Origin of the sequence: Paenibacillus sp. PastF-3, from assembly GCF_029893135.1 — a bacterium.
Lineage (GTDB): Bacteria > Bacillota > Bacilli > Paenibacillales > Paenibacillaceae > Paenibacillus_AQ > Paenibacillus_AQ nitricinens.
The window spans coordinates 1-24,714 of sequence record NZ_JARXWM010000008.1 but is presented as its reverse complement, the minus strand read 5'-3'; the positions used below and the strand labels follow the sequence as shown (position 1 = coordinate 24,714).

The 24,714-nt window shown below is 39.7% G+C and carries 23 protein-coding genes and 3 pseudogenes; 17 read left to right on the top strand and 9 right to left on the bottom strand.

The genetic code is table 11. The features are described from left to right. Positions 1-12: 12 nt before the first annotated feature. Positions 13-519, top strand: a complete 507-nt coding sequence (locus M2444_RS16975; protein WP_094869153.1) for a DUF4178 domain-containing protein — start codon at positions 13-15, stop codon at positions 517-519. A 171-nt stretch (positions 520-690) separates the two neighbouring features. Continuing rightward, entirely contained in the window at positions 691-1,953 is a 1,263-nt protein-coding gene (locus tag M2444_RS16970; protein ID WP_280787547.1) for a molybdopterin molybdotransferase MoeA, read from the top strand. Positions 1,954-2,185: 232 nt separating this feature from the next. Here M2444_RS16970 and xerS read toward each other — a convergent pair whose 3' ends face one another. Continuing rightward, positions 2,186-3,268 (bottom strand): tyrosine recombinase XerS, encoded by a 1,083-nt coding sequence (xerS, locus tag M2444_RS16965; RefSeq protein ID WP_060623783.1) that lies wholly within the window; start codon positions 3,266-3,268, stop codon positions 2,186-2,188. A gap of 164 nt (positions 3,269-3,432) precedes the next feature. Between xerS and M2444_RS16960 the strand changes: the two genes are divergently transcribed. The 4 genes from M2444_RS16960 to M2444_RS16945 all read left to right on the top strand — a co-directional run bounded on the left by M2444_RS16960 (position 3,433) and on the right by M2444_RS16945 (position 5,607). Beyond that, on the top strand, positions 3,433-3,942 hold the full coding sequence (locus tag M2444_RS16960) for a GNAT family N-acetyltransferase (RefSeq protein ID WP_094878198.1): 510 nt from the start codon (positions 3,433-3,435) through the stop codon (positions 3,940-3,942). Between the two features lie 218 nt (positions 3,943-4,160). Continuing rightward, positions 4,161-4,262, top strand: coding sequence for a YjcZ family sporulation protein (locus M2444_RS16955; RefSeq protein ID WP_218832623.1), 102 nt, complete (start codon positions 4,161-4,163; stop codon positions 4,260-4,262). A gap of 186 nt (positions 4,263-4,448) precedes the next feature. Further along, the gene (locus M2444_RS16950) at positions 4,449-5,087 is read left to right on the top strand and encodes a TetR/AcrR family transcriptional regulator (RefSeq protein ID WP_094878199.1); all 639 of its coding nucleotides are present in this window, start codon (positions 4,449-4,451) and stop codon (positions 5,085-5,087) included. Positions 5,088-5,127: 40 nt separating this feature from the next. Continuing rightward, entirely contained in the window at positions 5,128-5,607 is a 480-nt protein-coding gene (locus tag M2444_RS16945) for a flavodoxin domain-containing protein (protein ID WP_094869149.1), read from the top strand. Positions 5,608-5,868: 261 nt separating this feature from the next. Here M2444_RS16945 and M2444_RS16940 read toward each other — a convergent pair whose 3' ends face one another. Next, positions 5,869-6,804, bottom strand: coding sequence for a Gfo/Idh/MocA family protein (locus tag M2444_RS16940; protein WP_094878200.1), 936 nt, complete (start codon positions 6,802-6,804; stop codon positions 5,869-5,871). Between the two features lie 110 nt (positions 6,805-6,914). Here M2444_RS16940 and M2444_RS16935 point away from each other — a divergent pair, with 110 nt between their 5' ends. Further along, positions 6,915-7,886 (top strand): helix-turn-helix transcriptional regulator, encoded by a 972-nt coding sequence (locus M2444_RS16935; RefSeq protein ID WP_280787546.1) that lies wholly within the window; start codon positions 6,915-6,917, stop codon positions 7,884-7,886. 171 nt (positions 7,887-8,057) lie between these two features. Here M2444_RS16935 and M2444_RS33580 read toward each other — a convergent pair. Further along, positions 8,058-8,266, bottom strand: a pseudogene (locus M2444_RS33580) (Tn3 family transposase); the annotation flags it as partial. A 306-nt stretch (positions 8,267-8,572) separates the two neighbouring features. Between M2444_RS33580 and M2444_RS16925 the strand changes: the two are divergent. The 5 genes and pseudogenes from M2444_RS16925 (at position 8,573) to M2444_RS16905 (ending at position 13,380) form a co-directional block, all read left to right on the top strand. Further along, positions 8,573-9,109, top strand: a complete 537-nt coding sequence (locus M2444_RS16925) for an RNA polymerase sigma factor (RefSeq protein WP_280787545.1) — start codon at positions 8,573-8,575, stop codon at positions 9,107-9,109. Next, complete coding sequence (locus M2444_RS16920; protein WP_280787544.1) at positions 9,096-10,535, top strand: hypothetical protein; 1,440 nt, start codon at positions 9,096-9,098, stop codon at positions 10,533-10,535. The genes M2444_RS16925 and M2444_RS16920 overlap by 14 nt, the downstream gene beginning before the upstream one ends. Positions 10,536-10,962: 427 nt before the next feature. Then, positions 10,963-11,640 (top strand): stalk domain-containing protein, encoded by a 678-nt coding sequence (locus M2444_RS16915; RefSeq protein ID WP_280787543.1) that lies wholly within the window; start codon positions 10,963-10,965, stop codon positions 11,638-11,640. A gap of 338 nt (positions 11,641-11,978) precedes the next feature. Continuing rightward, positions 11,979-12,809, top strand: a pseudogene (locus M2444_RS16910) (tyrosine-type recombinase/integrase). Between the two features lie 163 nt (positions 12,810-12,972). After that, positions 12,973-13,380 carry a DUF6262 family protein gene (locus M2444_RS16905; RefSeq protein ID WP_481857507.1) on the top strand — a complete coding sequence of 136 codons (408 nt, stop codon included), beginning with the start codon at positions 12,973-12,975 and terminating at the stop codon, positions 13,378-13,380. A gap of 145 nt (positions 13,381-13,525) precedes the next feature. On the opposite strand, the pseudogene M2444_RS33575 reads toward M2444_RS16905, so the two are convergent. From M2444_RS33575 to M2444_RS16885, 3 genes and pseudogenes are all read right to left on the bottom strand, one after another. Next, positions 13,526-14,404, bottom strand: a pseudogene (locus tag M2444_RS33575) (IS110 family transposase); the annotation flags it as partial. A 438-nt stretch (positions 14,405-14,842) separates the two neighbouring features. Continuing rightward, on the bottom strand, positions 14,843-15,688 hold the full coding sequence (locus M2444_RS16890) for an AraC family transcriptional regulator (RefSeq protein ID WP_280787542.1): 846 nt from the start codon (positions 15,686-15,688) through the stop codon (positions 14,843-14,845). 567 nt (positions 15,689-16,255) lie between these two features. Continuing rightward, positions 16,256-17,500, bottom strand: coding sequence for an MDR family MFS transporter (locus M2444_RS16885; protein WP_280787541.1), 1,245 nt, complete (start codon positions 17,498-17,500; stop codon positions 16,256-16,258). A gap of 143 nt (positions 17,501-17,643) precedes the next feature. Here M2444_RS16885 and M2444_RS16880 point away from each other — a divergent pair, with 143 nt between their 5' ends. From M2444_RS16880 to M2444_RS16865, 4 genes are all read left to right on the top strand, one after another. Continuing rightward, the gene (locus M2444_RS16880) at positions 17,644-19,419 is read left to right on the top strand and encodes an ABC transporter substrate-binding protein (protein WP_280787540.1); all 1,776 of its coding nucleotides are present in this window, start codon (positions 17,644-17,646) and stop codon (positions 19,417-19,419) included. 288 nt (positions 19,420-19,707) lie between these two features. Next, complete coding sequence (locus tag M2444_RS16875) at positions 19,708-20,631, top strand: ketopantoate reductase family protein (RefSeq protein WP_280787539.1); 924 nt, start codon at positions 19,708-19,710, stop codon at positions 20,629-20,631. Positions 20,632-20,665: 34 nt separating this feature from the next. Then, complete coding sequence (locus M2444_RS16870) at positions 20,666-21,070, top strand: VOC family protein (protein ID WP_094875819.1); 405 nt, start codon at positions 20,666-20,668, stop codon at positions 21,068-21,070. Between the two features lie 68 nt (positions 21,071-21,138). Further along, entirely contained in the window at positions 21,139-21,705 is a 567-nt protein-coding gene (locus tag M2444_RS16865; RefSeq protein ID WP_280787538.1) for a GNAT family N-acetyltransferase, read from the top strand. Between the two features lie 89 nt (positions 21,706-21,794). Here M2444_RS16865 and M2444_RS16860 read toward each other — a convergent pair whose 3' ends face one another. Further along, a complete protein-coding gene (locus tag M2444_RS16860; protein WP_280787537.1) occupies positions 21,795-22,190 on the bottom strand; it encodes a hypothetical protein in 396 nt (131 codons plus the stop codon). Positions 22,191-22,302: 112 nt separating this feature from the next. On the opposite strand from M2444_RS16860, the gene M2444_RS16855 reads away from it, so the two are divergent. Beyond that, on the top strand, positions 22,303-23,274 hold the full coding sequence (locus tag M2444_RS16855) for a GNAT family N-acetyltransferase (protein ID WP_280787536.1): 972 nt from the start codon (positions 22,303-22,305) through the stop codon (positions 23,272-23,274). A gap of 140 nt (positions 23,275-23,414) precedes the next feature. Here the strand turns inward: M2444_RS16855 and M2444_RS16850 are convergent, their stop codons facing one another. Beyond that, positions 23,415-23,591 carry a hypothetical protein gene (locus tag M2444_RS16850; RefSeq protein WP_179283588.1) on the bottom strand — a complete coding sequence of 59 codons (177 nt, stop codon included), beginning with the start codon at positions 23,589-23,591 and terminating at the stop codon, positions 23,415-23,417. A 597-nt stretch (positions 23,592-24,188) separates the two neighbouring features. After that, on the bottom strand, positions 24,189-24,506 hold the full coding sequence (locus tag M2444_RS16845) for a PQQ-binding-like beta-propeller repeat protein (protein ID WP_280787535.1): 318 nt from the start codon (positions 24,504-24,506) through the stop codon (positions 24,189-24,191). Positions 24,507-24,714: the final 208 nt, after the last annotated feature.

Below are 24,714 nucleotides of genomic sequence, written 5' to 3'. Positions count from 1 at the left end.
GGAACGATCAAGTTGAGTATATGGAAACGTATAGGTAATCTTTTCTCCAAACCAGCAGCTCAGGAAGTTCAGAAAAGTATGCTTAATTTGTCTCCCGGAGACATCTGTGAAGTATCGCTCGTTACCTACGAGGTAACCGGCAGGACCCATAATCGTGGACGAAATGCGGTAGTACTGACATTAAGAGATGGTAGTCAAATTGCCTATTTGCATATTGAGGAGCGGGAACAGCTGCAATATGGTTTGTATAAACCAATCGATGGGCGATTAGATAATCCTGCTGAAGTTCCAACAACACTTGAACTGGACGATTATACTTATTTTCTGGAGGAAGAATATGACGGATATGTCGCTGTAGCTGGTCAAACCCCTTTTATGAATGGCGGAGAGCAGCATGTGTGGCAATATCAGTCAGATGACTCTAGACTCCTGCGTGTGGAATGGCAACATGGACGCTTTATGCTTTATGAAGGAGAAAAAGTAATTCCTGGAGATGTGAAGGTTATCAGAGCATCCTAGAATTGAGTTGTAGGAGATGTGGTCTTATGATCGCATCTTTTTTTGTACAACTTTGTGATGAAATAGATAAAGGATTTTGCAGTTCTGCTATTCATTTTATTTCTGGTTGGCTCATGTTAAAATAGTACCTATTGTACTGCAAAAACGGATGATTTAGAGCGGAGGTAAGGTATGAAGGATCATAAATTTCGGCGAACAGCGCTTCAAGTAAAAGAGGCACAGGCCAAAATAATCAAATTTGCTAATCCGCTAGAGTCACAGGAGGTCTCATTGAATGAGGTCTGTGGACGTTATTTGGCCGAGGAAGTGATTGCGCCACATCCTTTTCCCGCGTTTAACCGCTCTAGCATGGATGGATATGCAATTATTGCAGCAGATACAAATCACTGTGTAAATGGACAAGTCGTATGGTTAGAAATGGTAGACAATATTCCATGTGGCGCTGTGGCATCGGTAGACATCACTTCGGGAACAGCAGCAAGGATAATGACGGGAGCACAAGTGCCGTCAGGGGCAGATACTGTGGTTATGCTGGAAGTAACGGAGACACGTGAGGAGGAAGGAAAGACTTACGTAGGTATTCGAAAGAAGCAGGAAGCGAAGTCTAATATCACAACAATGGGGCTGGAGTTAAGCTCTGGTGAGCTAGTGCTGCCAGCGGGGCGATTAATCTCTGCGGGGGATATAGCTGTTCTGGCGGCGTTTGGCATACATACAGTGAAAGTCTATCGTCGGCCTAAGGTAGCTATCTTTGCGACAGGAACGGAGCTGCTAGAGGTACATGAACCACTACAGCCTGGCAAAATTCGAAACAGCAACTCACCCATGCTTGAAGCTTTAGTCAAGGAGGCAGGTGGTGAGCCCGTGATACTTGGATCTATTGTGGATGATCTGGAGCTGGCTCGAAGTAAAGTACAGATGGCGCTGGAAACCTACGATTTTGTAATCACTACGGGTGGAGTATCGGTAGGAGATTATGATATTATGGGCGATTTGGTTCGTGAACAGAGTGGAGATATGCTATTTAACAAAGTGACGATGCGTCCGGGGAGTGTAACCACTGCTGCTGTTAGAGGCGGTAAGCTGCTGTTAGCTCTATCAGGTAATCCAGGTGCTTGTTTCGTTGGTTTTCAATTGTTCGCACGTCCGGTTATCAGATTAATGCAGTGTGCGTCACAGCCTTTCTTACCAGAATGGAGCGCCACACTCGGTGCAGATTATAACAGAGTGAATGACTTTACCCGATTTGTTAGAGCGCGATTAGAGATCCGTGAAGGCAGCCTTTATGCCATTCCAGCAGCGATAGACGAATCTTCCGTGATGGTCACGATCAAGGATAGTGATTGTCTGATTGTTGTTCCACCAGAGGAACGAGGCTTATCTGAGGGTGCTAAAGTGACTATTATCAAGCTTCCGGGAGAAATACGCGGATAGGATAAAGGTAAAATGCTTTTTGATATTAACAATTGGACGGGAGTAGCTAATTATCTAATATGCCAGCGATATTATTTACAACATTTCAACATATGAAAAATTCACAATAGAAAAGCCAATGATTCAACATAATGCTACTCTGATCAGTCTTTCTAAACCATGTAAAAAGAGAGCCGGCCACACCTTTTCCATAAAATTCGGATAGGGTATGGCCGGCTTTTTGCAAAAAAAATCAACTATCCAAACGGCGTTCAATCGCCTCAGACATCGTTTTGTCCGTGAGATGAGCATAGATCTCGGTTGTTTCTGTCGAAGCATGCCCGAGCTGTTCTTTCGTTTTATAAATATCGTTTTGCAGGTAATAGTCTGTTGCAAAAGAGTGACGAAGCTTATGTACCGTTAGATAGGGCTTACCAAAGCGTTTTGCATATTTAATAATCATTTCTTGAATGGCTCTTTTGGTCATGCGTTTGCCTTCTTGCCGTCCATTGGGCAAAGCGATAAATAAAGCTTTTTCCCTCTTTGGTGTTTTATAACGGGATTGACGAAGGCTTAAATAAAGAGCTAAATCATCTTTAGCTTGTTCTCGAAAATAAACAGGGGTTTTGAAGGTTTCATCATTGTTCCCTTTTCGGGTGACATAAATCAGCTTGTTGTTAACATCCAGATCATCCACGTTTAGATTGACTACTTCGGATACACGAAGACCAGAATTCAGAATTAAGCTGGCAATACAGGCATCGCGTTCACGATTTAATTGAAAGGAGTAAAAGGCCTGCTTGTTACCTTCAACATCTCGTCCATATCCTTCGAAAATGTACCCCACGAATTCCAGCAGTTCCTCATCCTCTAGAATCTTGCCCTTTAATTTAGCAGCAGTGTCCTTAGGTTTATGCGTTCGTTTTACTTCAACCTTGGCCATAATGTTACGCTTAAGCAATGGATAGAAGTTCTCGTCCTCAGCGATCTGACTTAAATAATGAAATAAAGAGCGTAATGCGGACAGCTTACGGGACACGGTTACACGTGTATTGGTTCCCTCAGCTCGGGTAGTGAGGTGCAGGCGGTATCCAACAATACTATCCATGTGCAGGGTTTCTAATTCAAGCAATGTGATCTCTGTGTTGGAGCTGGCCTGTGAGAGACCTTCAGCACGCAGCCATCCGAAAAAGGACTCATAGTCCCGAATATACTCCAGAAGGGTGGATGGGGATAGATCAGGTCGCTTATAGTCAATAAACTGCTGAACGAACCAAGGCATGAGAGGTAGCTTTAGATCCAGTTTTTTACGGTCATCGTTCTTTTGAACGCTCATGTGATTCACCTTTTCCATAGTTTTCATATCATTTCTTCCTTCTATCTTATCATGTTTTGTTCTCCAATAGGCTTAGATCAAAGCTAATCACAAGCGATGACCTTGCTCCTGAATCAACTAAGTTATATGATGTGAAGTAAACATAAATGTCAGAGGTGCACCTAATGGAACTTGGAATGGAGCTGGTTCCCAGAGAGCGGAAACAGACGATAAGCAAATTAATGCAGTTTTACCTATATGATTTCACCCGTTATTTGGAGCTTGATGTAGACCAAGATGGGATATATCCTTCGTATCCGGGACTAGAATCTTTTTGGAGTAGTGGCAACAATAAGTTCGCTTATTTGTTTAAAGTGGACGGGCATATTGCTGGTTTTGCACTTGTAGAACGGTTGTTGCGTAATCCCGAAGGACAGTTTTATATGACTGAGTTTTTTGTAATGCAAAAATATCGACGGAGCGGCGTGGGGACCTGGGCCGCGCATAAATTATTTGATATGTACCCAGGCGACTGGAAGGTGTCACAGGTACGCGCGAATACGCCTGCCCGTAATTTCTGGCATAGAGTGATTGGAGAGTACACCAATGGAGAATTTAAAGAGCGTTTTAACCCGCCACAAGGAAATCCGAGTCAATACTTCAATACATTAAATAATAATAGGGTTAATATTTGAATGGGAAATAGCGATATTGTAGTCATCAAAATCAATGCTTATTTTACCGTTCAAGAGATTTACACATATTTTGTTTACGTAATAAATATTATGTTAACTAATAATGAATAACCCACAACCTCAACGGGATTGTTGGGTTATTTTTGTTCAAAATACCCAAGCAGAGATGGGGATTTAGCATATCTTATGATGTACTCAATTACAAAGGAGGAGTTAAAATGGGCGAATTCGCAGGAGGATACGGTGGATTTACTAACACAGGAGCTATCTTGGTTCTGTTTATCCTGTTGGTTATCATCACAAAAACTCTTTGTCTGTAATCCTTTAACTTTATGAATAAGGTTTCCGCCAGTCGATTTAGACTGGCGGATTTTTTTATGCCTGTGTATGTGATTAAAGGGTGGAGGATTTGCCTGTGACTTACTATATAGAAAATAACTGTATACCATAATATATTTACAGTGTTCAATGATTAAACGATGTTCAAATTATAAGGAGACGTCAAGATGACTAAAGAACAACGGCAATTGCGTGAACGTGAGGAAATGAAGAAAAGGATATTACAGGCTGCGGCTTCGTTGATATCTGAGGAGGGTATTGACAAACTATCCATCCGCAAAATTGCAGAGAGAATCGAGTATTCTCCAGGAATTATTTATCATTACTTTCAGGGGAAAGATGAAATTGTAGTGAGATATTTGCAACAGAAATATACAGATATGGTTGACGGGCTTCAGTCTGTACAACGAAAGGCAGAGCATGAGCTGCCACCAGAGATGCTTTTGAGACAATCACTTGAGCAATGGATCAGGATGACCCTGTCCACAAGTGTAGAATACCGTAATGTAATGCTGAACGATACACCGGCTGTCCTTAGTTACACAGCTGTTTTATTTAAGGGAGCTGCACAGGAGCGTAAAGCGATTGGTATGCTCTGTCAATGTCTATCTAGGTTCGAATCGAAAGAACTCCATAAAGACTCTTCAATAGAGCTTACTGCTCAAGTGATATGGAGCGCTGCGTTCGGATTAATTATGCGTTTGATTGTGGAAAAGGATTTGCCTGAAGAACAGGTCGAAGCACTGATTTCTTGTTATTTGAATTCAATGGTTTCAATAGCAACAGGGATATACATGAGCCTTTAACACAGTAGGAAGATCAGAGAGTAGGGAGGTAGCGATTAGAATGAAGACTATCATTGTGTATACTTCTAAATATGGTTGTACAGAGAAAGCTGCCTACTTATTGAAACATCAGTTGGGCGATGAGACTGAAGTAGTTAATTTAATGCATGCCAAAGAACCTACACTAGAGCCATATGATATTGTCATCTTAGGTGGATCTATTTATTTTGGGAAAATACAAAAACAAATGATGGAATTTGCTTCAAAATATCAAAATGAATTAGGTAAGAAGCGCGTTGGATTGTTTATTTGTGCAGGAGCGAAGGGGGAGCAAGCCACACAGGAATTGAAATCTTCATTTCCAGAGGGGTTGTATAACCAATCAGTTACAAAAGAAGTGTTCGGAGATGAGATTTACGAAGAGAAGATGACTGTATTAGATCGAATGGTTCTGCGAGTGGTAAAAGGGAAAAACAAGAGTGTAAATGGATTATCGAAAGAGACGATAGAGCGTTTTGCACTTGCGATAATGAAGCGGTGAATGAGTGTGGAAAATAGACTCCCTAGAATTAGTTAACATAAGTATGATTATGTTAACTAATTCTTATCTCTGATAGCAATCATTATAAGTTCAGAGAGTGCGTACTTATAAATATAATTCTGTGATTTCATCATATGAAAAATTCACAATAGAAAAATCAAAATCCTGATCATACCTTATGCACTATACATCTACACTGCAACACATAATCACCCTATTAACAAAACCACTGGAAAAAGGGTACTACACTTCCTCATACATTTATACAAGATTTTTTTCAATACAAATAGCTAGTTCTATAGCTTGTATGGCATTATCTAACTCAATTATTGATGAACTATCCTCGATTAGACATTGGAGTGCATACTCCAAACTTTTTTGATAGGGATTAGCTGGTTCTAACAAAAGATCTAGTTTACCTGCAGCGGTATATTCAATTAATGAGCTTTCAACAGCTCCATTCATGTTGTCACTCTCTTGATAGACAAGTTTACCCTGTTCAAAATATGCCTCATAACCTACCGAAAAAGGATAAGTGGCCGGCATCTGTGAAGACACAATGATCTCTGCGTACCTATTAGATTGTTGAAAAACAGCGCGTACTATGGCTTGATCACTTTTACCACCATCAGTTCCCCAAACGAAGTTCGGTTCTATAGACCCCAGCATCCAGGTCACAAAATCCAATTCGTGAATCATAAGCTTTGTAGCGATAGCGTGTAGACCGAGGTCACCCCACAAGGGAGGCGTTTCTCTTTTTAAGGTGAGAGATAAAAGCTTTCCATATTTCTCATTATGAGTCGTTTCATAAAGATATTTGAACGCAGGATCGAATTTAATAAACTGGTTGACGAGAATTCGCGAATCATACAATTGTTCGGCTTCTTTCATCGCAAGGGCATCTTCTAGGTTGAAGCAAACGGGTGTCTCACAGAATACATGTTTCCCATGCATAAGCGCATCGACAGCATATTGCCTATGTAAATTAGAGGGCAAACAGATGTCAATTACATCGATGGTGGAATCGAGCATAATATCGTCAATATGAGTAGTTATCTCAACGCCTAAAGCTTGTTTTAGCTTCTGCAGCTTAGCTTCGTTCCGACCAAAGATAATTACTTTGTCTACTCGATCCATCGCCGTCCATAACTGCGCATGATAAGCTCCGAATCCAGTTCCCAATATGCCTATATTCATGTGTATCAGCTCCTTTAATGTAATGAACTAATCATAACCTTCTATTGTTGACAACAGCTTGGCAAGAATTATGATGTATACTATAAAAAAGAAAAACTTGGAGGCTCCCCATGCGCTTGCATCGTTTGATAGCGATTTTATTATTAGTGGAATCAAGAGGGAAGATGAAGGCCAATGACTTAGCTGAAGCCTTGGAAACTTCCGTACGTTCTATCTATAGAGACATTGACGTACTTGCTGAAGCTGGAATACCACTGTTATCCACGCCGGGACCGAATGGTGGCATCTCCTTGATGGAGGGGTATACTGTTAACCTAAATCAGCTTCATGGGGAAGATGTAATCAATCTATTTCTAACAGGAATGGGGATTCATACTAGTGGACATACAGATTCCGGATTAAAGCTAAAGGCAACCCTCTTGAAATTAGAAAAATCATTACCCGCTTCCTATCAAAATGATATCCAGAAGGCACAAAGACGTTTTTATTTTGATGATACGCCTTGGTGGACAGAACGCTTAGAGATTCCATGTCTGGAATCGATTCGAACTGCTGTTTGGAGATCCAAGAAACTACAGATTGAATACCACAAGATTAATGGAGTCATTTCGATCAGGAAAATACTGCCCTATGGTCTAGTTGTGAAAAAAGAAGAGTGGTATCTTATAGCCTACTGTGAAGAAGTCGAACAAATTCGTACGTTTAAATGTGAGCGAATCGCCTCTACGCAGCGTATAGACGAAGAGTATGCTATCCCTCAGGACTTCTCTTTAGAAGGGCACTGGAAGCAGCAGGAGAGGGAATTTAAGCAAACTTGTAAAGAGGAAGAGATATATCCGGTATTGATTAGAACGAATAAGAGCCGAGAGGCTTCTATACACGGACTGGAGATCATGAACAGGGTAGAAGAAGGAGATCAAATAACCCTTACTGTAAATATGTTTAGCTATGATAGTGCATGTACAAATGTTTGGGGGATACTTGGTCAATCCGAGATTGTGGAACCTTTGAAACTGAGACAATATGTGAAGGCTCAGGTGAATTTGCTACAGGGGATTTATAATTATCATAATCTCGTTTGAAAAGGGACCGTTTTATCGCAGAGTCTGCAATGAAACGGTCCCGCTCCTTAAAAATGTAAATAGCTCAGTCATTAAGTTTACATAATTAAAAATATGTTAACTAATGTCTCTTTTTTCTTCAATGACCTTTGTATTTATTTATCCACGTAAAAATGCTTCTAATTTTGGTTACTCACTTGCTTTATCTATTGTAAATAATTTTGATAATGATCTTCTATGTTTAGATCCGTCTCATGGTGCAGTAAACCATCCAAAACATGAATTGCATCCCTTGATTTAGTATGAATAATATTTGTGTAGTAAGAAGAGAATTGATCACTCGTAAATCGATAGATAGTAGCTCCTTTTCCAGTACCGTAATGTGGGTTTGCATCTGCATTTGTGAAATTACAAATGTGTCAAGGGCTGCATTATATAGAAAGCAAACGGAAGGGAAAATCTATTAGTTTAACAAAATGTTCAATATGTTAATAAATCAACATTCAAACTTAATAGCTAACCCCTTTACCATCAAAGGGTTGGCTATTTTTAGTGTACCCGAAATGGGCTGGCTATCCCTTGGTGGTGACAATCGACTTGTATTATCCACTTTCAAAATATCGGATAAATTAAAAATTATGTCACAAAACAGCTCTTTGAAATGTTATAGGGGTGCTGTCGACTGATAAATAAAAGGAGGTGAGCTTATGGAGGAAATAGATATTGGAAGAAGGTTTGTTAATGGCGGAGAAGATGAACTGGAAGAGATAATCAATCTCTATGGTGAAAAACTCCTTCGCTATGCAACGGCGATTCTATGTGATTATCATGAAGCAGAAAATATTGTACAAGAAGTCTTTCTTTCAGCCTATCAAAATCGGAATATTTTTGATGGCAATAACCTATCCGCATGGTTGTACAAAATTACATATAATCGCTGCTTAAATCAACTAAAAAAGCGTAAGATCCATTATTTTCATGATATTCGCAGTGAAGTAGTTTTACCAGAGAAAGATAAAGGTTTGAGTGATGAGATGCTTCGTGCGTTACAGAAGCTTAAACCTATGGAACGTGCCTTGTTATATGGGCGGATTATGGATGGGCAGAGTTACGAGGAACTATCTCAGCTTACAGGAAGTTCTCCAGTTGCATTACGCAAACAATATCAACGGGCCAAAGATAAAATAGTTAAATATTTTAATATTGCATATGGTAGAAAGGAGTCTAATTATGGACAAATTTGATATGGACGAAAAACATATACATGAAATGTTTTCCCAAATTACGGTTGATTCAAGTAAACTTGCAGAACAGGTTAAAAGCCGATTGTATGAAGGTAGTACTGACATGCCTGCTAGACACCGCAAACGGTGGACAAGGTCAACAATTGCAGCTATTGCGATATCGTTCGTATTAGTTACTAGTGCAGCTGCTTCATCTTTAGGGGACTTTGATTGGTTCATAAAGAGATTTAATCCTGATTTTGGTAAGATTGTTGAACCAGTAGGAGTCTATAGTGAGGACGAAGGAATTCGCATGGAGGTTATCGGTGCACAGAAATATGATAATAGAGCGATTATATACCTATCTCTTCAGGATAGAACAGGTCAAAACCGATTAACGGAACAAACTGATTTTAGAGACGGATTCACTGTAAAAATACATTCACCAACAAACGAGGGAGCCAAAAGTAGAGACGAAGTTTTATCAGCCCGCATGTCATGGAAACAAAAAATGCTTAATTTTAATAAAGATACGAATACCATTTATTATGAGTTTAATATAACGGCTGATCCAGACACACCATTAACAGATCCGTTGGAGCTTGGCAGTTTCCTTATTTATTTTAACGAAAAAGCCTATGAAGACGAACCCATTTCCGTATCCCTTACAGGAATTGAAGATGTAGAAACCATTCCTATTGAAAAAGCACAGATTTTTGGGGGGAGTAATCTACCAAGTGACTTCAGTTCATTAATAGAGGCACTTATGCCAGACGATTATGCTTCCATGCCCCATGGTGAAAAAGATCAATGGGTTTCAAATATCGGTATTATAGATGGAAAATTGCATGTGCAGACAGGGAAAATTTTTAACAAAGAGTTTGGTCCTAGTGATGCCATGCTTTCTCTAAAGGGTCCAGACGGTAATTTAATCTCCAATGATTATAGTTTGGTATTTCTCAGTGATAAGAAAAATAACCTTCTTGATCTTGAAAAAAACGATTATGATGACGCTAAGTATAAATATGAAGAATTTGTATTTCCTGTAAGCTGCGAAAATCTTAGTAAATACACTCTTTATTATACTGGTTCCGTTTATTCTGGGGTTGAAGGCAACTGGAAGGTGGCGGCAAATTCAAGTGATACTACTGCCAAATTACGTACTTGGAAAAATGATATTTCAGTTGAAGGTCATCTTTTTGAATATATAACCCTCAGTCCTTTAGGATTACAAGTAATCGGTACCTATAAAGGTGAGAATTTCATGGTCAGTGATATGCTACTTGAAATTGAAACAGTAGACGGTATTATCCCATTGGAAGGTGGTGGAGGAAGCCAAAACCCTGATAAACATACCTTCAATTCAAGTTGGGATACGAAAGCGCCTTTAGATATTACCAAAGTTAAAGCAATAATTATAAATGGCACTCGAATACCGGTTAAATAACAAGATAAATAACGTCAGCTCCTGATTCTTTTTGATGCACGGTCACATCATTGTAGTGGCCCAAAAGAGATGGGCTGCAAATCAAAGGTTTATTTTAACATCTAGTAAAGTGGAGGATCTCAACATCCAATGTGGCTACGTTGAGTAAGTGGACACGTTAATAATTCGAGTTGGATTACTTATCATATCTTATCTGAATCGATAGACAATCTGTATACGTTGTACTGATAAATTCAATTTATGCAGAATAAGGGAAAAATAGAAAAGAAGCATTGGGCTTTATGATATAATGTGGTAAAATCTTCAACTCCAAAAATGCTGAGACTATCCCACATGTAGCGTCATCTTTCAGAGAGAATATCTCTCAAATAACCGTTGTTTCCGGATTTTCTGGATTTGAAGAAATCCCAAGAGGAGGAAAACAGAAATGAAGAAGAAGCTTGTTACGACTTTATGCGGTACCATGATACTTTTAGTGGGCATGGGCACAGGTGCTTTCGCGAGCTCGCATCTCCAAGAAATTAAAGCGTTGTTAAACGGAGATTTAAAAATCAGAGTGAACGGGGAGATTACCCCTCTCAAAGATGGCAATGGCAAAGTGGTGCTTCCCATCACTTATAATGGAACTACGTATCTTCCGGTACGATCTGTTTCTGAGCTGCTGGATGTTCCGGTGAATTATGACGGAACAGCCAAAGAGGTGATTATTGGCGAACAGCAGGCAGGCGTTCCCGTGAACCAGGAGGATTTCAACACCAGTCTGCATACCAAGGACCCTGCACTGACCAAATACGGTGGCAAGAATTATAAGGAAGTTCTGTACAGCGCACCTAATTCCAATATTAAATATACCGCGCTCAGCCCTAACGGCAAATATCAGAAGCTTGTTCTGCAATTCGCTGCAGTCGGCAAGGAAGTGGAGTCTCTTGAAATTAGGGATAATGACAAGAATATGCTCCTTAAAAAAGTAGAGAAGATCTCGCCTAATAGTGATCTCCAGACGATTGAGGTAGATATTTCTGGAGTAAAGAACATCGCAATAAATGTGACACAAGCTGTTGACGGCGGGTTCATTATTCCGCTGGATACTTCAATTTACAAATAAGATTAAGCAGTGAAGCCCACAATGCCGGTAAAGGCGTAGTGGGCTTATTTTCATGTGAGATTATATTAGATTTTTTCTCGTTCTTTTGCATTGAAGAGATTTAAATCCATCCTCCGTTATACGTGGACAGGCTTACAGGGTTTGTGTCGTCGGAGTGTCAGAAGAAAATAAAGTATTAGACTCGATTAATTGTAGTAACGTAAATAGAGGAGGGTTAGTTCATTATATGAACTAATCTCCTCTATTTTTTGTTTAATAGAAATATTAACTTAGGCTTTAAATCTTAGTATAAATTATTTAATATATTGAGGATAAAAGCTTTCGTTGAGGGTGTTGTTGTGAGAGTACAAGAAGTAATTCTTAATGAAAATAAAAAGAGATATTTGCTGTTGGATGCGGTAGGTGTTCCAGTTGTTCCTGTGATGAAGTATTTAAAATACCTGGATCAGACAGGTAAAAGCAACAATACACTGAAGACTTATTGCTATGCATTAAAACAGTATTTCACTTATCTTGAAGAGCGGAAGATAGATTACAAAGAAGTAGGAGTTAAGGATCTTGCTGACTTTGTAGGTTGGTTGCGTAATCCGTTTGAAAGTGGAAAAGTTACCCCATTACAACAGATTGAAGCGAAAAGAACAGAAAAATCAGTGAATCTTATAATCACAGTGGTAACAAGCCTATATGATTACTTTTTCCGTATTCAAGAGACCAAAACGATATGTAGGTAAACTGGTAAGACAGGTGAACGGGAATTGTATGTTTCGCAGGGACTTATGGATTTATACGACGACTACCTATAAAACGTGATTGAAGATCATGATATCGATACGAGTTTCGTATTTGTTAAACTGCGGGGAAACCGTGTTGGACAACCGATGAATGACCGTGATGTTCGCGCCTTATTTAAAGTACTGTGTAAGAAAACAGGGATGCACATCCACCCTCACTTGCTGCGGCACACGCATGCAACAATATACTACCGTCAAACGAAAGACATCAAGCAAGTGCAAGAACGATTAGGGTATGCAAATATTCAAACAACTATGAACATGTATGTCCATCCATCGGAAGAAGATATACGTGAGAATTGGGAGAAAGCTCAACATGCATTTCAGCTTGGCAATATACAATCAAAGGAGGTAACTGACAGTGATGTTACAGAATAAAAAACATATGAAAGCGGATAGGTTGAATAATAATCGGCTTGAACAAGAGATCTCCAGCTATCAAGAGCGATTAGTTCATGATGATGGGACCGTATCGTTTCACAAAATAGAGAACCTCTATTTCATGACTGAAAATACTTGGAGTATAGATGTAATTGGTTCAATAGCTAACTTTCGGGATCAACGAGACAAAATCGATCAAATAGAAATATTCGATTCGAATTTAATAACCCATGGGTTAATCTTGAAGACCATACAAAGAGTGGATGAGTCGATTAGGCGGCTTGTAAAAGCCAAAGAGAGCATCAATTTTAATAGTGTGGCAACGGATGCTGGCGTAAGCAAAGCAACTCTCTATAATAATCCTGAGATACGTGGACGCATTGAATCGCTTCGTCAGCAGCAAGCTCAAGTGCCAACACCAAAACAAATCAAGCGAGAAATGGATGAAAACAATAAGGACGCCATCATTGCTTCGCTAAAACGTAAGATGAAGAAGCTCGAAGATGATAATAAAAAATTACGAGAACAACTTGATTTTTCATATGCGGAGGTTTATCAGAGGATTTGAAAGAATGTATGTTGCCGCCCTATTCAACTAACGGGCAGGATAATGTAATATTCCATAATGGGTTGCATGTTCAGTTCTTGGGTAAATTAGCTCAATAATTTCTATACATAAGATTATATACGGTATAATATGTAAATATATTTTAAATGGTTGCAGCAATTTTAGGACCAATACCGGGAATCGACTGGATTAAATCATATTCTTGCATTTCTTCAGCGAGAGCATCTATGTTCTCTTCCAATCGAGATAGATGCTCTTGGTACTGAAGAATGAGCGAAATCAAAACTCTCAGGTTAACCAAGTGACTAGAGTACATAGTCTGCTGAAAAGGATTTTGTTTTGCCGCGTTTAATAGACGCGTAACTCGCACACAGATCCAATTCTCTGACCGCCCTCGTCTTGAGGAAAGTAGTTCTGTGAATTTGGACTTTAGCATTTTTTCGTCCGATTGCAATACCAAATTTGAAGTTGGAAACTCATTTAAAAATCGAAGTGAAATGTTAGAATAGATGTCCCCGAAAACACCTTTGTACGTAGGGGAAACTTGATCAAGAACAGTTTGAAATTGCAGTTTAGTCTGTACACACATCTTTGTAAGAGACTCATATTGTCTCGTTAGATAACGCAGATTAAGCAGTTGAACATCTCTTTTTTTTAAAGGGCTCAAATTCTTCTTTGTAGTACAACTCTCCCAACAGATAGGCATCAGCAGCATCTGTCTTCACCTTTCGAAGGTTGGACTTTCTAAGCCGATTTGAGATGAGCGGATTAATGACAATATACAAATAATGATGCTGCTCTAAGAACTGAACAACGGGACTCTGGTAAAGCCCAGTTGCTTCGAGAAGTAGCATAGGACGTAGTCCAGAAACATGTTCAACATCCTGAACAGCTTGAAGTAGCTTCGTCAGCCCTTCTCGGGTATGTTCGAATTTAAACGTCCCTCTGTACGGTTTACCTCGCTCTAAAAAGGCTTGTCCATGGCTTTCATTTTTGAAATATCCAGACCAATCACTGGATTCATTCGATGCACCTTCCTAATTTAGATTTACCGGCAGCCCCTGTGATTTCCTCTTGTCGCTCCATAGCATCGCTTGTTATACGGGACCTCAGGTCCCAACCAGCCTCAATCATGGTCATGACAAGTAAGGGTGAACATTATAGCGCTCGGGATCAAGTCCCACGGGCAGGTACGTTCGACCCGGCTACCTTAATTCTTAAAGCAAATGAAAAAAGGATCAACCAGAAAGAACTGGTTGATCTCATAATACGAACGGGCAGTTTAGTTGAACAAGATAAGTGGAGGTTTTATGTCCCATTTGACGCAAACGGCGCATTAATGGGGGGAATGTTGCCCAAAAATTTTAATCGACGGCAGCTCTGAACGAGATAATAGAGTCATAGGCTGTCACTGTTTTGTTGAACTAACGTTCCCCGTTACTTCAATAATTATAGAGTCTATTCACTTTTCGATGATTGGTACCCACAGTTCATGTTTTATCTTATGTCCTGGTCCTAAAAAATGCTCAATACAAGGTTGGTTTGCAAGCTCGTATCCGGACGTAGGAAGCCATTCTGAATATAACCTTTTCCAAGCATCAATAACATTAGGGAATACAGCATATGTGCTTGGGGCAATTCTAATTTCCTCCATATCGGAAGGTGTTTCAGTGTCATATCGTACTCCCATAAAGTAATCGAATACCTCATTAGTGATAGCCGCCTCTTTGCCGCAAATGCCGACTAAGCTCTCCAGCTTGCATTTAGGTTTTACCCATGACATGTCAATCAAAGCTTGTTTGAAGCCATCCTTATTGGATTTTCTCCACAAAGCGGGAATCTCCTTAAATGCACGAGATGTTTTTACACTTTGACGTTTTCCTACAAAACGCAATTCAGTATCCATTCTTTCAATTCGATATGCCAATTCTACATCCCCTTTAATTGTAATTTGAAAGGAGATTCGAGGATAGGCTTTTAACTGCACACCTGTATCTCTGACTGAATTGGGCGTGACACTGTGAAGCTTCTTGAACGCCCTTGTAAAAGCATCAGATGAGTCATACCCATATTTCAAAGCAATATCAATGATTTTGGCATTACTTGTTTGAATATCAAAGGCTGCTTTGGTAAGGCGTCTACGACGAATATATTCTGAAAGAGATATTCCTAATAATGATGAAAACATCCTTGAAAAGTGAAACTCAGAGCAGCAAGCTGCTTGAGCAACCGAGGAATATTCAATTTTATTATCTAGATTGTTTTCAATATAATCTACAGCAGCATTAAATCTATCAAGCCAATCCATATTCGATCCCCCTTTCAATATTAATTATAGTGGGATTATTTTTAGTATACCCTGCAAACCATGCCTAAAAATGCAGGAGGTAACAGTACGACTCTTCGAACACGTCTCATACTTCTCCATACTTTCTTTACTAACATTTCGCTAGCCAATCATTACAATCCTGCCAGTTAGCTTAATACATGTTTTTCATCAAGAATCATAGCGATTGTTGCGCAGTACGAAGATATTGTGTAATAAAAGAAAGCGTACTTGTTCAACTAACGGGACACGATAGTTGAACATAAAGGGTTTCACATATTAGTCATGACTAATATGTGAAACCCTTTAATATATCTATCTTTCTTAAATTTATGTCTTGATAAACTCAGAAAATAAAGTTGTAGACTGGCATAGGTAAGGTATTAACCTACTTAAATGATGATGATCACAAAAAGAAGGAGATGTAGATCAATTATTTGGTGAGATCCAATTAATATCATCTTTATTCTTAAAAGTAGCGGGCGATTTAGGTATTTACTCTGAAAATATTGAGTCCATAAAAAACCTTTAGAGACCAGAAATACTAAATTATCCATTAACCGTGTTGGTCTCATCACCATGCGATAACTTTTCTCTAGCAGTAAGCCTCTTGTGCGCTACGAATAGAAATGGAAGACCTATAGCCGTGGTTAAAGCGAGTGGCAGGAAGATCGTAAATCCGTTCTGAGCTCCATAATGATCCAACAACACTCCGCCGAGGATAGGCGCGATTACACTCCCCAAATTATTAAAGCCAATCGTTCCAAAGTACGTACCTTTCATTTCTGGCTTCGCAATCCGATCGATTAACATATCCATCATCGTAAAGAGCAGAACTTCCCCTATAGTAAACAGGATCACACTGAACATAAGCAGGGCTACACCTTCGGCTAAACCTACTAAGAGAAGACTAATAGCAACGCAGATATTTCCGAGAATCAATGGAATAATCGGTGAGAATTTGCTAGCCGTACGTACAATAGGATATTGCACCACTAATACCGTGATGGCATTGAGTGACAACATATAGGAGAATAATTGCCCACCATTTGTGAAATGGGTGTTCATTGCTAAATATTGCGCCATAGTTGAACCAAAATGTCCGTATCCAAGTACACAAAAGATAGTACCGAGTAGAACTGGCAAGAATACACGGTCTCTACCGGTTGTTGCCAAGGCTTCAAGTAAACGTGGTGGTTCGGCTTGCGTATGACCCTCCATGGTTGAGCGATGCAATTTGAATTGTACGAATAACACAAGCCCATATGCAACATATACAATACCAGCGATCATAAAAGGAAACGTAGATTCAGCAGAACCGAGCTGTACTCCAATAATCGGACCAAAGACAACACCAAGGTTAATCGCAGCGTATCTAAGATTGAATACTAGCAGCTTACTTTCAGCTGGTGTTATGTCAGATAAAAGTGCCCGTGAGGTGGGCTCAAACACAGATCTGCATAATCCGTTCAACGTATTGACCAGGAAAAATACCCACAGATGTTGGGCAACTGAGAATCCGAAGAATACTGCTGCCCAGCCAAATACGGAGATTAACATGACAATTTTGCGGCCTACAATATCCGAGATATATCCTCCGTAGAAGCTGGCCATTACGCCCGCCAAAGAGCTGACGGCTACCGTAATCCCCGTTTGTGTGGGGGTGGCTCCAAGGACTTGGGTTAAATAGATGGATAAGAATGGAATGCTCATTGAAGTTACCAAACGTCCGAACATCGTACCGACGATGATAGTCCAAGCTAATGGGTGAATATGCCTAAGATGCTGGTTCATAATTGAAAAGGTCTCCTAATCTGATAGCTATAATTTAGTACTGCATATTCATTAACGATATATGTATAATTATAATGATAAAAGGGGGAAGTAAAAGTGTAAGATTTACTTACAGTGTTTCACCTTTAAAGGAGTGAGCGATCGTGGACCATTTTAGTAATCATTTTTTATGTTTAGCAATAGCCATCCCATCCTCAATAGATATAGGGGAAGGTAATCCTGTGACCATAGATAGACTAGCTTCTATTCTGTGCTGCACTCCTCGTAACGTAAAGTTTATTCTGCGAAAACTTGAAGAGCAGGGTTTTATACACTGGCAGCCTGGAAGAGGGCGTGGAAATATCTCGCAGCTAACTTTTCTACGAACGATTGAAGAGGTGCTGGAGGACAGCTTTCAGGAACTGGTTAATAAGGGGAAGCTTAAGGAAGCTATAGAGTTATTAAGTCGTGGCCAGGTTAGCGACACATTAAAGGAACGGTTATTAATGGTGTTAAATAAGCAGATGGGCTTCCGTAGTGAAACGGAGTCGACATCAGGCTTGGATGTGTTACGAATTACACGAAACCGGCATATGGAAGTGCTGGATCCAGCTTATGTATATACCGCGTTTGAATCCTATTTACTCGGACAAATTTATAGCACATTAGTTACCTATGATGCGGCAAGTGATACCTTTCTTCCCGGATTGGCTCATATGTGGGAAACCAATGAAGACAGCACAAGTTATATTTTTTATCTCCGTAAAGGTGTACGTTTCCATCATGGTAAGATTATGACTTCAAGAGATGTCAAAGAAACCTTTCAGCGACTTATAGATTTGAACAGTCCGGCGTTGAGCTTGTACAAAGATATTGAGCGAGTAGAGATAGAAGGAGATCACAGAATCAGGTTTGAGCTGTCTCGTCCGAATCTCTTTTTTCTCCATATGTTCAGTTGTATTCATATGTCGATTCTTCCTCATGACGTAGATCTTGTAAAAGAAGTGAGTGGAACAGGGCCCTATCGTTTACTAGATCTTAATGAAGATGTACTAGTTCTCGCGGCATTTGACTATTATTACGGTATACGCCCGCTACTAGATCGTGTGGAAATCTGGTATTTGCCAGAACAAGCTTCAAATGAACGATTGTATGAACTCCCTGAATCTGCTCAGGAAGGTTTATTACCTAATATCATCTGTAACCACAGTATTGACTACCCTGCCTTGGGATGCCGATATCTCTTGTTCAATTTCCATAAAGACGGAATTCATCAACACCAACTATTCCGGCAGGCTATACGAATCCTTTACAGCCGAGAAGCCTTAATTAAGGAGTTAGGAGGGAACCGTAGTACCCCTGCTGATAGCTTTTTACCTTGGGAGAGCAGTAAGCGAAGTATTATTGAGCCTACCCTGGAACACGCGAGAGAGCTTCTAGTGGCAAGTGGATACCAGGGGGAGACCTTAAGATTAGCTACAAAAGATAAAAAAGAAGAGCGGGAAGAAGCCCTGTGGCTTCAAGCACGAGCTGCTTCCGTAGGACTGCATATTGAGCTGTATTTATTCAACGAGTTTAACTCTGCAGATATAAAGAACACTGCCGAAATCCTCCTTGCTGAAGAGGTTCTTGAAGATGATTGGCAGTGGGGAATGGTTAACTACTTTAATAATAAACTTAATTATCTTTTTTCTCTGCTGAGAGATGAACAGATCTTGTTATTCTCAGATGTACTTACCGATTTCACGCAATCCCCAAAGGAAGAGAGAATCAAGCTGCTGGATCAGGCAGAAGGTGTGCTTAGGGACAACTATTGGGTGTTATATGGTTGTCATATGAATAAAAAAGCGCAGCTAAATCAAAGCTTGTTTGGACTTCACACCAGTTCATTCGGATTTCTGGATATCTCAAAACTATGGATCAAAACTACTAGTCTTTAAGGAGAGTTACCTAAATATGCTTGTACAGGAATGTTTTCTTTTGCTATACTTTCCAGGGAGGCTGTATCGATAAATTATCGAATGGTGCTCTAATAGGTTTTAATAAAAATGAATATTAATTAACTTGTAGCCATGGAGGTGAACTCGTTGGATTTTGCTCAGATCCGTAAGGACCGAGACAAAAGAACGGTCGGTACTTGACTCTTTTTTGCCTTTCGGACCTGTTTAGCAGATAGCTAAAAGGTCTTTTTGTTTGTTTAAATTAAGGGAAAAGAAGGGGAGACTATTATGCGTTTTCTTATCGTGGGTGCAGGAGCTATAGGTGGATATTTCGGAGGTCGTCTAGTTCAAAAAGGAGAAGATGTTACATTTCTCGTCCGAAATGCCAAACAGATTCAGTTAGAAGCGGACGGTTTGATTGTAAAAAGTGTTCATGGGGATTTTCAGACTTCTGTACGAACGATTTCTAATAGGGAAGAAGCAGAGCTTTTCGACTGCATTATTATAGCGGTCAAGGCATACCATTTGCCTCAGGTGATGAATGACATTGAACCCTACGTCGGTGAACATACACTGATCCTCCCGCTCCTCAATGGTTATGATCAATTTAGCATTTTGCAGAAGCGTTTTGGCCCAGAACATGTACTGGGTGGTCTTTGTTATATAGAAACAACTCTAGATTCAGCAGGTACTATCGTTCAAAGCAGTTCGTTTCATAGTATTGTGTTTGGTGAATGGGCAGGCGGTGAGTCAGAACGAACAAGATTGCTGCTGAGTCATTTGGATCATGCTGGCTTCACTGTATCATTAAGTTCTGCCATTCAGCGCGAAGTGTGGCAGAAATATATATTTGTAGCTAGTCTAAGTGGGATTACCACTTTAATGGATAGCTCTGTTGGGCCTATTTTTGCTTCCCCAAAAGCACGTGCAATCTATGAGCAGCTTCTTCAAGAGATTGTTAGCTTGGCTCAGAATGCTGGAATGCCTGTGGGACCGGAAAATATAGCTTCCACGATGGGAAAGATGCGTTCTGTGTTACCTGAATTTACTTCATCCATGCATCGGGATATGCATAAGCTACTACCTGTAGAAGCGGACCATCTGCATGGGGCACTTCTGGCTATGGCTGTTCCAGGTCAAGGCGCGTATCCGGTTCTCGAAACCGTGTATGCCCGTTTGAAAGTATACGAAAGCGTTAATGATATGAACTGATCTACTTTAAATCACAATAAGGAGCTGGACAATGATGAAGGAAACGAATCAAAAGATCATGACTTTTCTAATGTTCGAGGGTAAGGCAGAAGAAGCTATGAATTTCTATACGTCCTTGTTTGATGATTCCGAAGTTATTAGCATTAAGCGCTATGGAGCGAACGAAGCAGGACCTGAAGGGAGTGTAATGCAGGCCTCCTTTTCTTTACATGGACAAGTATTTATGTGTATAGATAGTTATGTTCAGCACGGCTTTACCTTTACTCCAGCGATATCCTTATATGTGAATTGTGAGGGTGAAGCTGAAATTGATCGGGTCTACGAATCATTAGCGCAAGGTGGACAGGTCCTAATGCCTCTTGGAAGCTATCCGTTTAGTCCGAAATTTGGCTGGGTAGCGGATCGTTTTGGTGTGACCTGGCAATTAAATCTTCTATAAGTAGTATCATACTATTGTTCTGTAACCTCCATTATAATGAGCATAGCTATTATAATGGAGGTTTTGAGATGTCCATCATTAATCCGTATCAGGTATGTCCGGTGTTTGAGAGTGAGCGTTTAATCTATAGATTGGTTCAAGAGGAAGACGCAGAGGACCTACTAGAATGTTATTCTGACGCTGCTTCTATCCCGCTCTTCAATAGCGATAACTGTACTAACGATTTTAACTTTCAAATGATAGAAGAGATGAGTGGCTGTATACGATTCTGGCTGGATGAATATGCAGGGCATAGTTACGTTCGATTTAGTATTGTAGAGAAAGATAGTGATAAGGCTGTTGGCACTATTGAATTTTTTGCGAGAAATGAGAGTGTTGAAGGGGTAGGAGTGATTGGTGTTCTAAGGCTTGATCTGATCTCGAGATTGGAGAATGAAGGGGTTCTTACAGAGATCCTCTCTATGATTGAGAAGGAGTTCTATGATTGTTTTGGGGTTGATGCGATGATTACCAAGGCCATTCCTGCCGCTAAGCAAAGAATTACTGCACTATTAAATAGTGGTTATTCAAAAATTGAGGGCAATGCACTGGTGTCTTTCTACGACTATTATATGATTTCGAGAGTTTCTGGTTAAGAGGTATAATCGCAAGCTACATAAATGATTAGAGGAGGTGAACCTAATAGGGTTTACATCCTCTTTTTTTGAAAATATAAGAAACGGATTTAATTACATTGCTGAACAATAGTTGTGCCCTTATTAGTAATCGTGACAGTTGAATAACCAGATAGATACTCTGTATAACCGCATACAGTTTCTTGGGTGGATCGTCCTTTTGCGTCAGTATACTTTAGGTATATAGAACCTTCACCACTTAAGCTCAGTGTAGGCTTAAACTTTTTCGTTTGTCCTTTCCTGATGGGACTTATAAATAATTCCTTGGAATCCGTATGGACTAAACCTATTTCAATAGAGCTAATATCATTATCCGACTGATTATCTACAGTGAGCAAGAAACTCTTAAATGGAGTTAGGATATTTGATATCGTACCGATCCCTAAAGCTATCACAATACCCACTGAAAATATAGAAATACCTATTAAAAATCGTCTCTTCATCATGCAGTCCCCCTATGTAAGTAAGACAGGGTTCATTCGAATAATGTTACAGTATATAAGAATTAATTATAACTATTCATTAACAAGTGAAATTGGAAGAGATGTGCTACCCTTAATGTATGCCAAAATTTATTTGAAAAGGGGTTTTGTTTTGACAAAATCAACCATTCTTTCATCAGAGGGAATAATGATTCGTCATTTTGAACAAGGGGACATGCCATTACTGGGTGAGTTATATAACTCGGTTACTTCGCGGGGAAATGCTGTTTTTTGGTGGGTTGGTGATGAGGAAAACTGGAAGAATGTGTACTGCGCCTTTGAAAATGGGAAAATGATTGCCAAAGGTCAAGTAGAGATCATAAATATTGTGCCGACTGGGCGTTCAAAGGAAAGCAGACATTCGATCTATTTGAATTTGAAAACAATACCTGAACGAGAAGAAGACTATGATTTATTAGAGAGCATGTATCAAACGCTCCTCTTGAGAGCACTAGAATTAAAGGAAACTTTACCAGCAGAGTATAAAACGACGCTATGTGTGGGGAATAACGCATCGGAGATCGCGAACACGAAGTTTTTTGAAAAAGAAAAGGGCTTCTGTCAGTACAATAGCTTATTTAAAATGAATCATAATCTTAATGATACTTTCTCCGTACCTGAACTAAATGAGAGATTTGAATTTGCAACTTGGATGATGGAGACCCCACAAGAAGAAGAACTTTATTTAGAATTGGAAGCAGAGGTTTGGCATGAAACCCCACTCGGGAAAGAACGACTATCTCAGTTTAAGCAAAATCTGCTTTGGAATTCTTTGGTTGTTCGAGAAGGGGAGAGGGTTGTAGGCAGCTTGATGGTATGGCAGGAAGAGAAAAGTGGGTATATTGAAAATGTTTTTGTACTAGAGCCGTGGAGAAGATTTGGAATTGCTAGGTACATGCTTTCTCAAGCGTTAAGCTATTTCAGAACACATGGACTTGAAGAAGCTTATTTAATGGTGTTAACAGATAATGATTCTGCATTGCATCTTTATGAATCTGTTGGATTCAGTTTATCAAGTGAAGAAAGACGGTATCGTATAGAATTATAGAACTCCTATAGTTTTTGAAGTGGAGGATTACTAAGCAAAGTGTGATTCGTTTTCATCGAGGCTCGATGACAGGATTGCACTTTTTTAGTAATCCGTTCGCCTTGTAATATATGATGACTGGAACCTCTGAACAATTTTGTTCAGTTATTGTTAGTTACTTGTTTACCCTCGCATTTCTTACACACGTTAACCTTTTCGCCTGAAAGTCCTTTTCCGATATACAAAAGCTTAATACGAGTGCTGCCGCAGATCAGACATGTTCCTCTGCCTCGGGATGGCATACGCCAAAGTGCTTTGCCGCGCTTGTTTTTGGACATAAATAGCCCACCTTTGCGATTGATACCCTATCTTATGAGCGAGGGAACCTTAAAGTTCGGAGAATGAAGCTTATAAATTCCTTTGTAATTGCAGATGAAATAAAGGATAAATAAGGGCGAAAAATGCCCTAAAAAAACAGCGCATAACTTAAATTATATGCTGTTTTAGTTTTAAGACGTTTTTTTGAGGAGAGATCGCCACTTGGACGAGCGAAAAGGAGGGATTTTAAGGATTTTTTTATAAATAACGGATATCTATATCTCTAAATTTACCTGCTGACATTTTTAGCATTCTGAATTGTAATGAGCCTTGTTCGGTTGATTGGTGCCCAATTACTTTCGGGGTGAATTACTGGGAATACGAATTTTAGTAATCAGATAATTATGTGTGAATCGAGGTTTCATCCGTCAATGAAGAAGAAGTAGCCGCGGTAGATTCTCTGATTATTTTTTCAACATAGCCATTGATCTGACTTGGATCCAGCTTCCATTGCTCTTCAAGCGACTTTAAGGATAACTTTTTCTTAAAAAAAGGATCTTCGTTCATCCAATCTAAAGGGTTCGATTTATTCGGACTGAGATGAGGGGGAATCACCTCTATTTTAATTCTTTTGGCAGAGCAATAGCGAATAGATCCTGCTCCGTCTGGATGTAAAGAATCCCATTCGCAGTGAAAGGTTTGCCATATTGTCGTGCTCCTGTCTTTATTTTGCCGAGTGCTTTTCCTGTTTCTGCATTTATAATATAGAAGTAGCCATTCTCATAACCAGCGTAAATCCCCTTACCAAACCATTGAACGCTAAGAGCAGGACTGTCCGGCCCGTTGAAAATTGTGTTGCGATTATTGTTCATTTGAACCCATGTGAGCTGTGAACCTTTTTGGAAAAAAGCCATGTTATTTAATGGACCAGCCACCCAATTTCCGTACTCCTCATAACTTTTAGGCTCACTTTTTGTTTCTTGACCTAAGCTAAAGCGGTATAGTGTATTAAAGTCCCACTGATTTAAGCTTCCATCGACTGTATATTGGTAGCGTCAAGAAGTTTGTGTAAGAGAACAGAAAGTAGCTTCTCGGGTATCTGTTAGTGGGTGTGGATGTTCTTTGGGGCGGGGAAACCCGCCC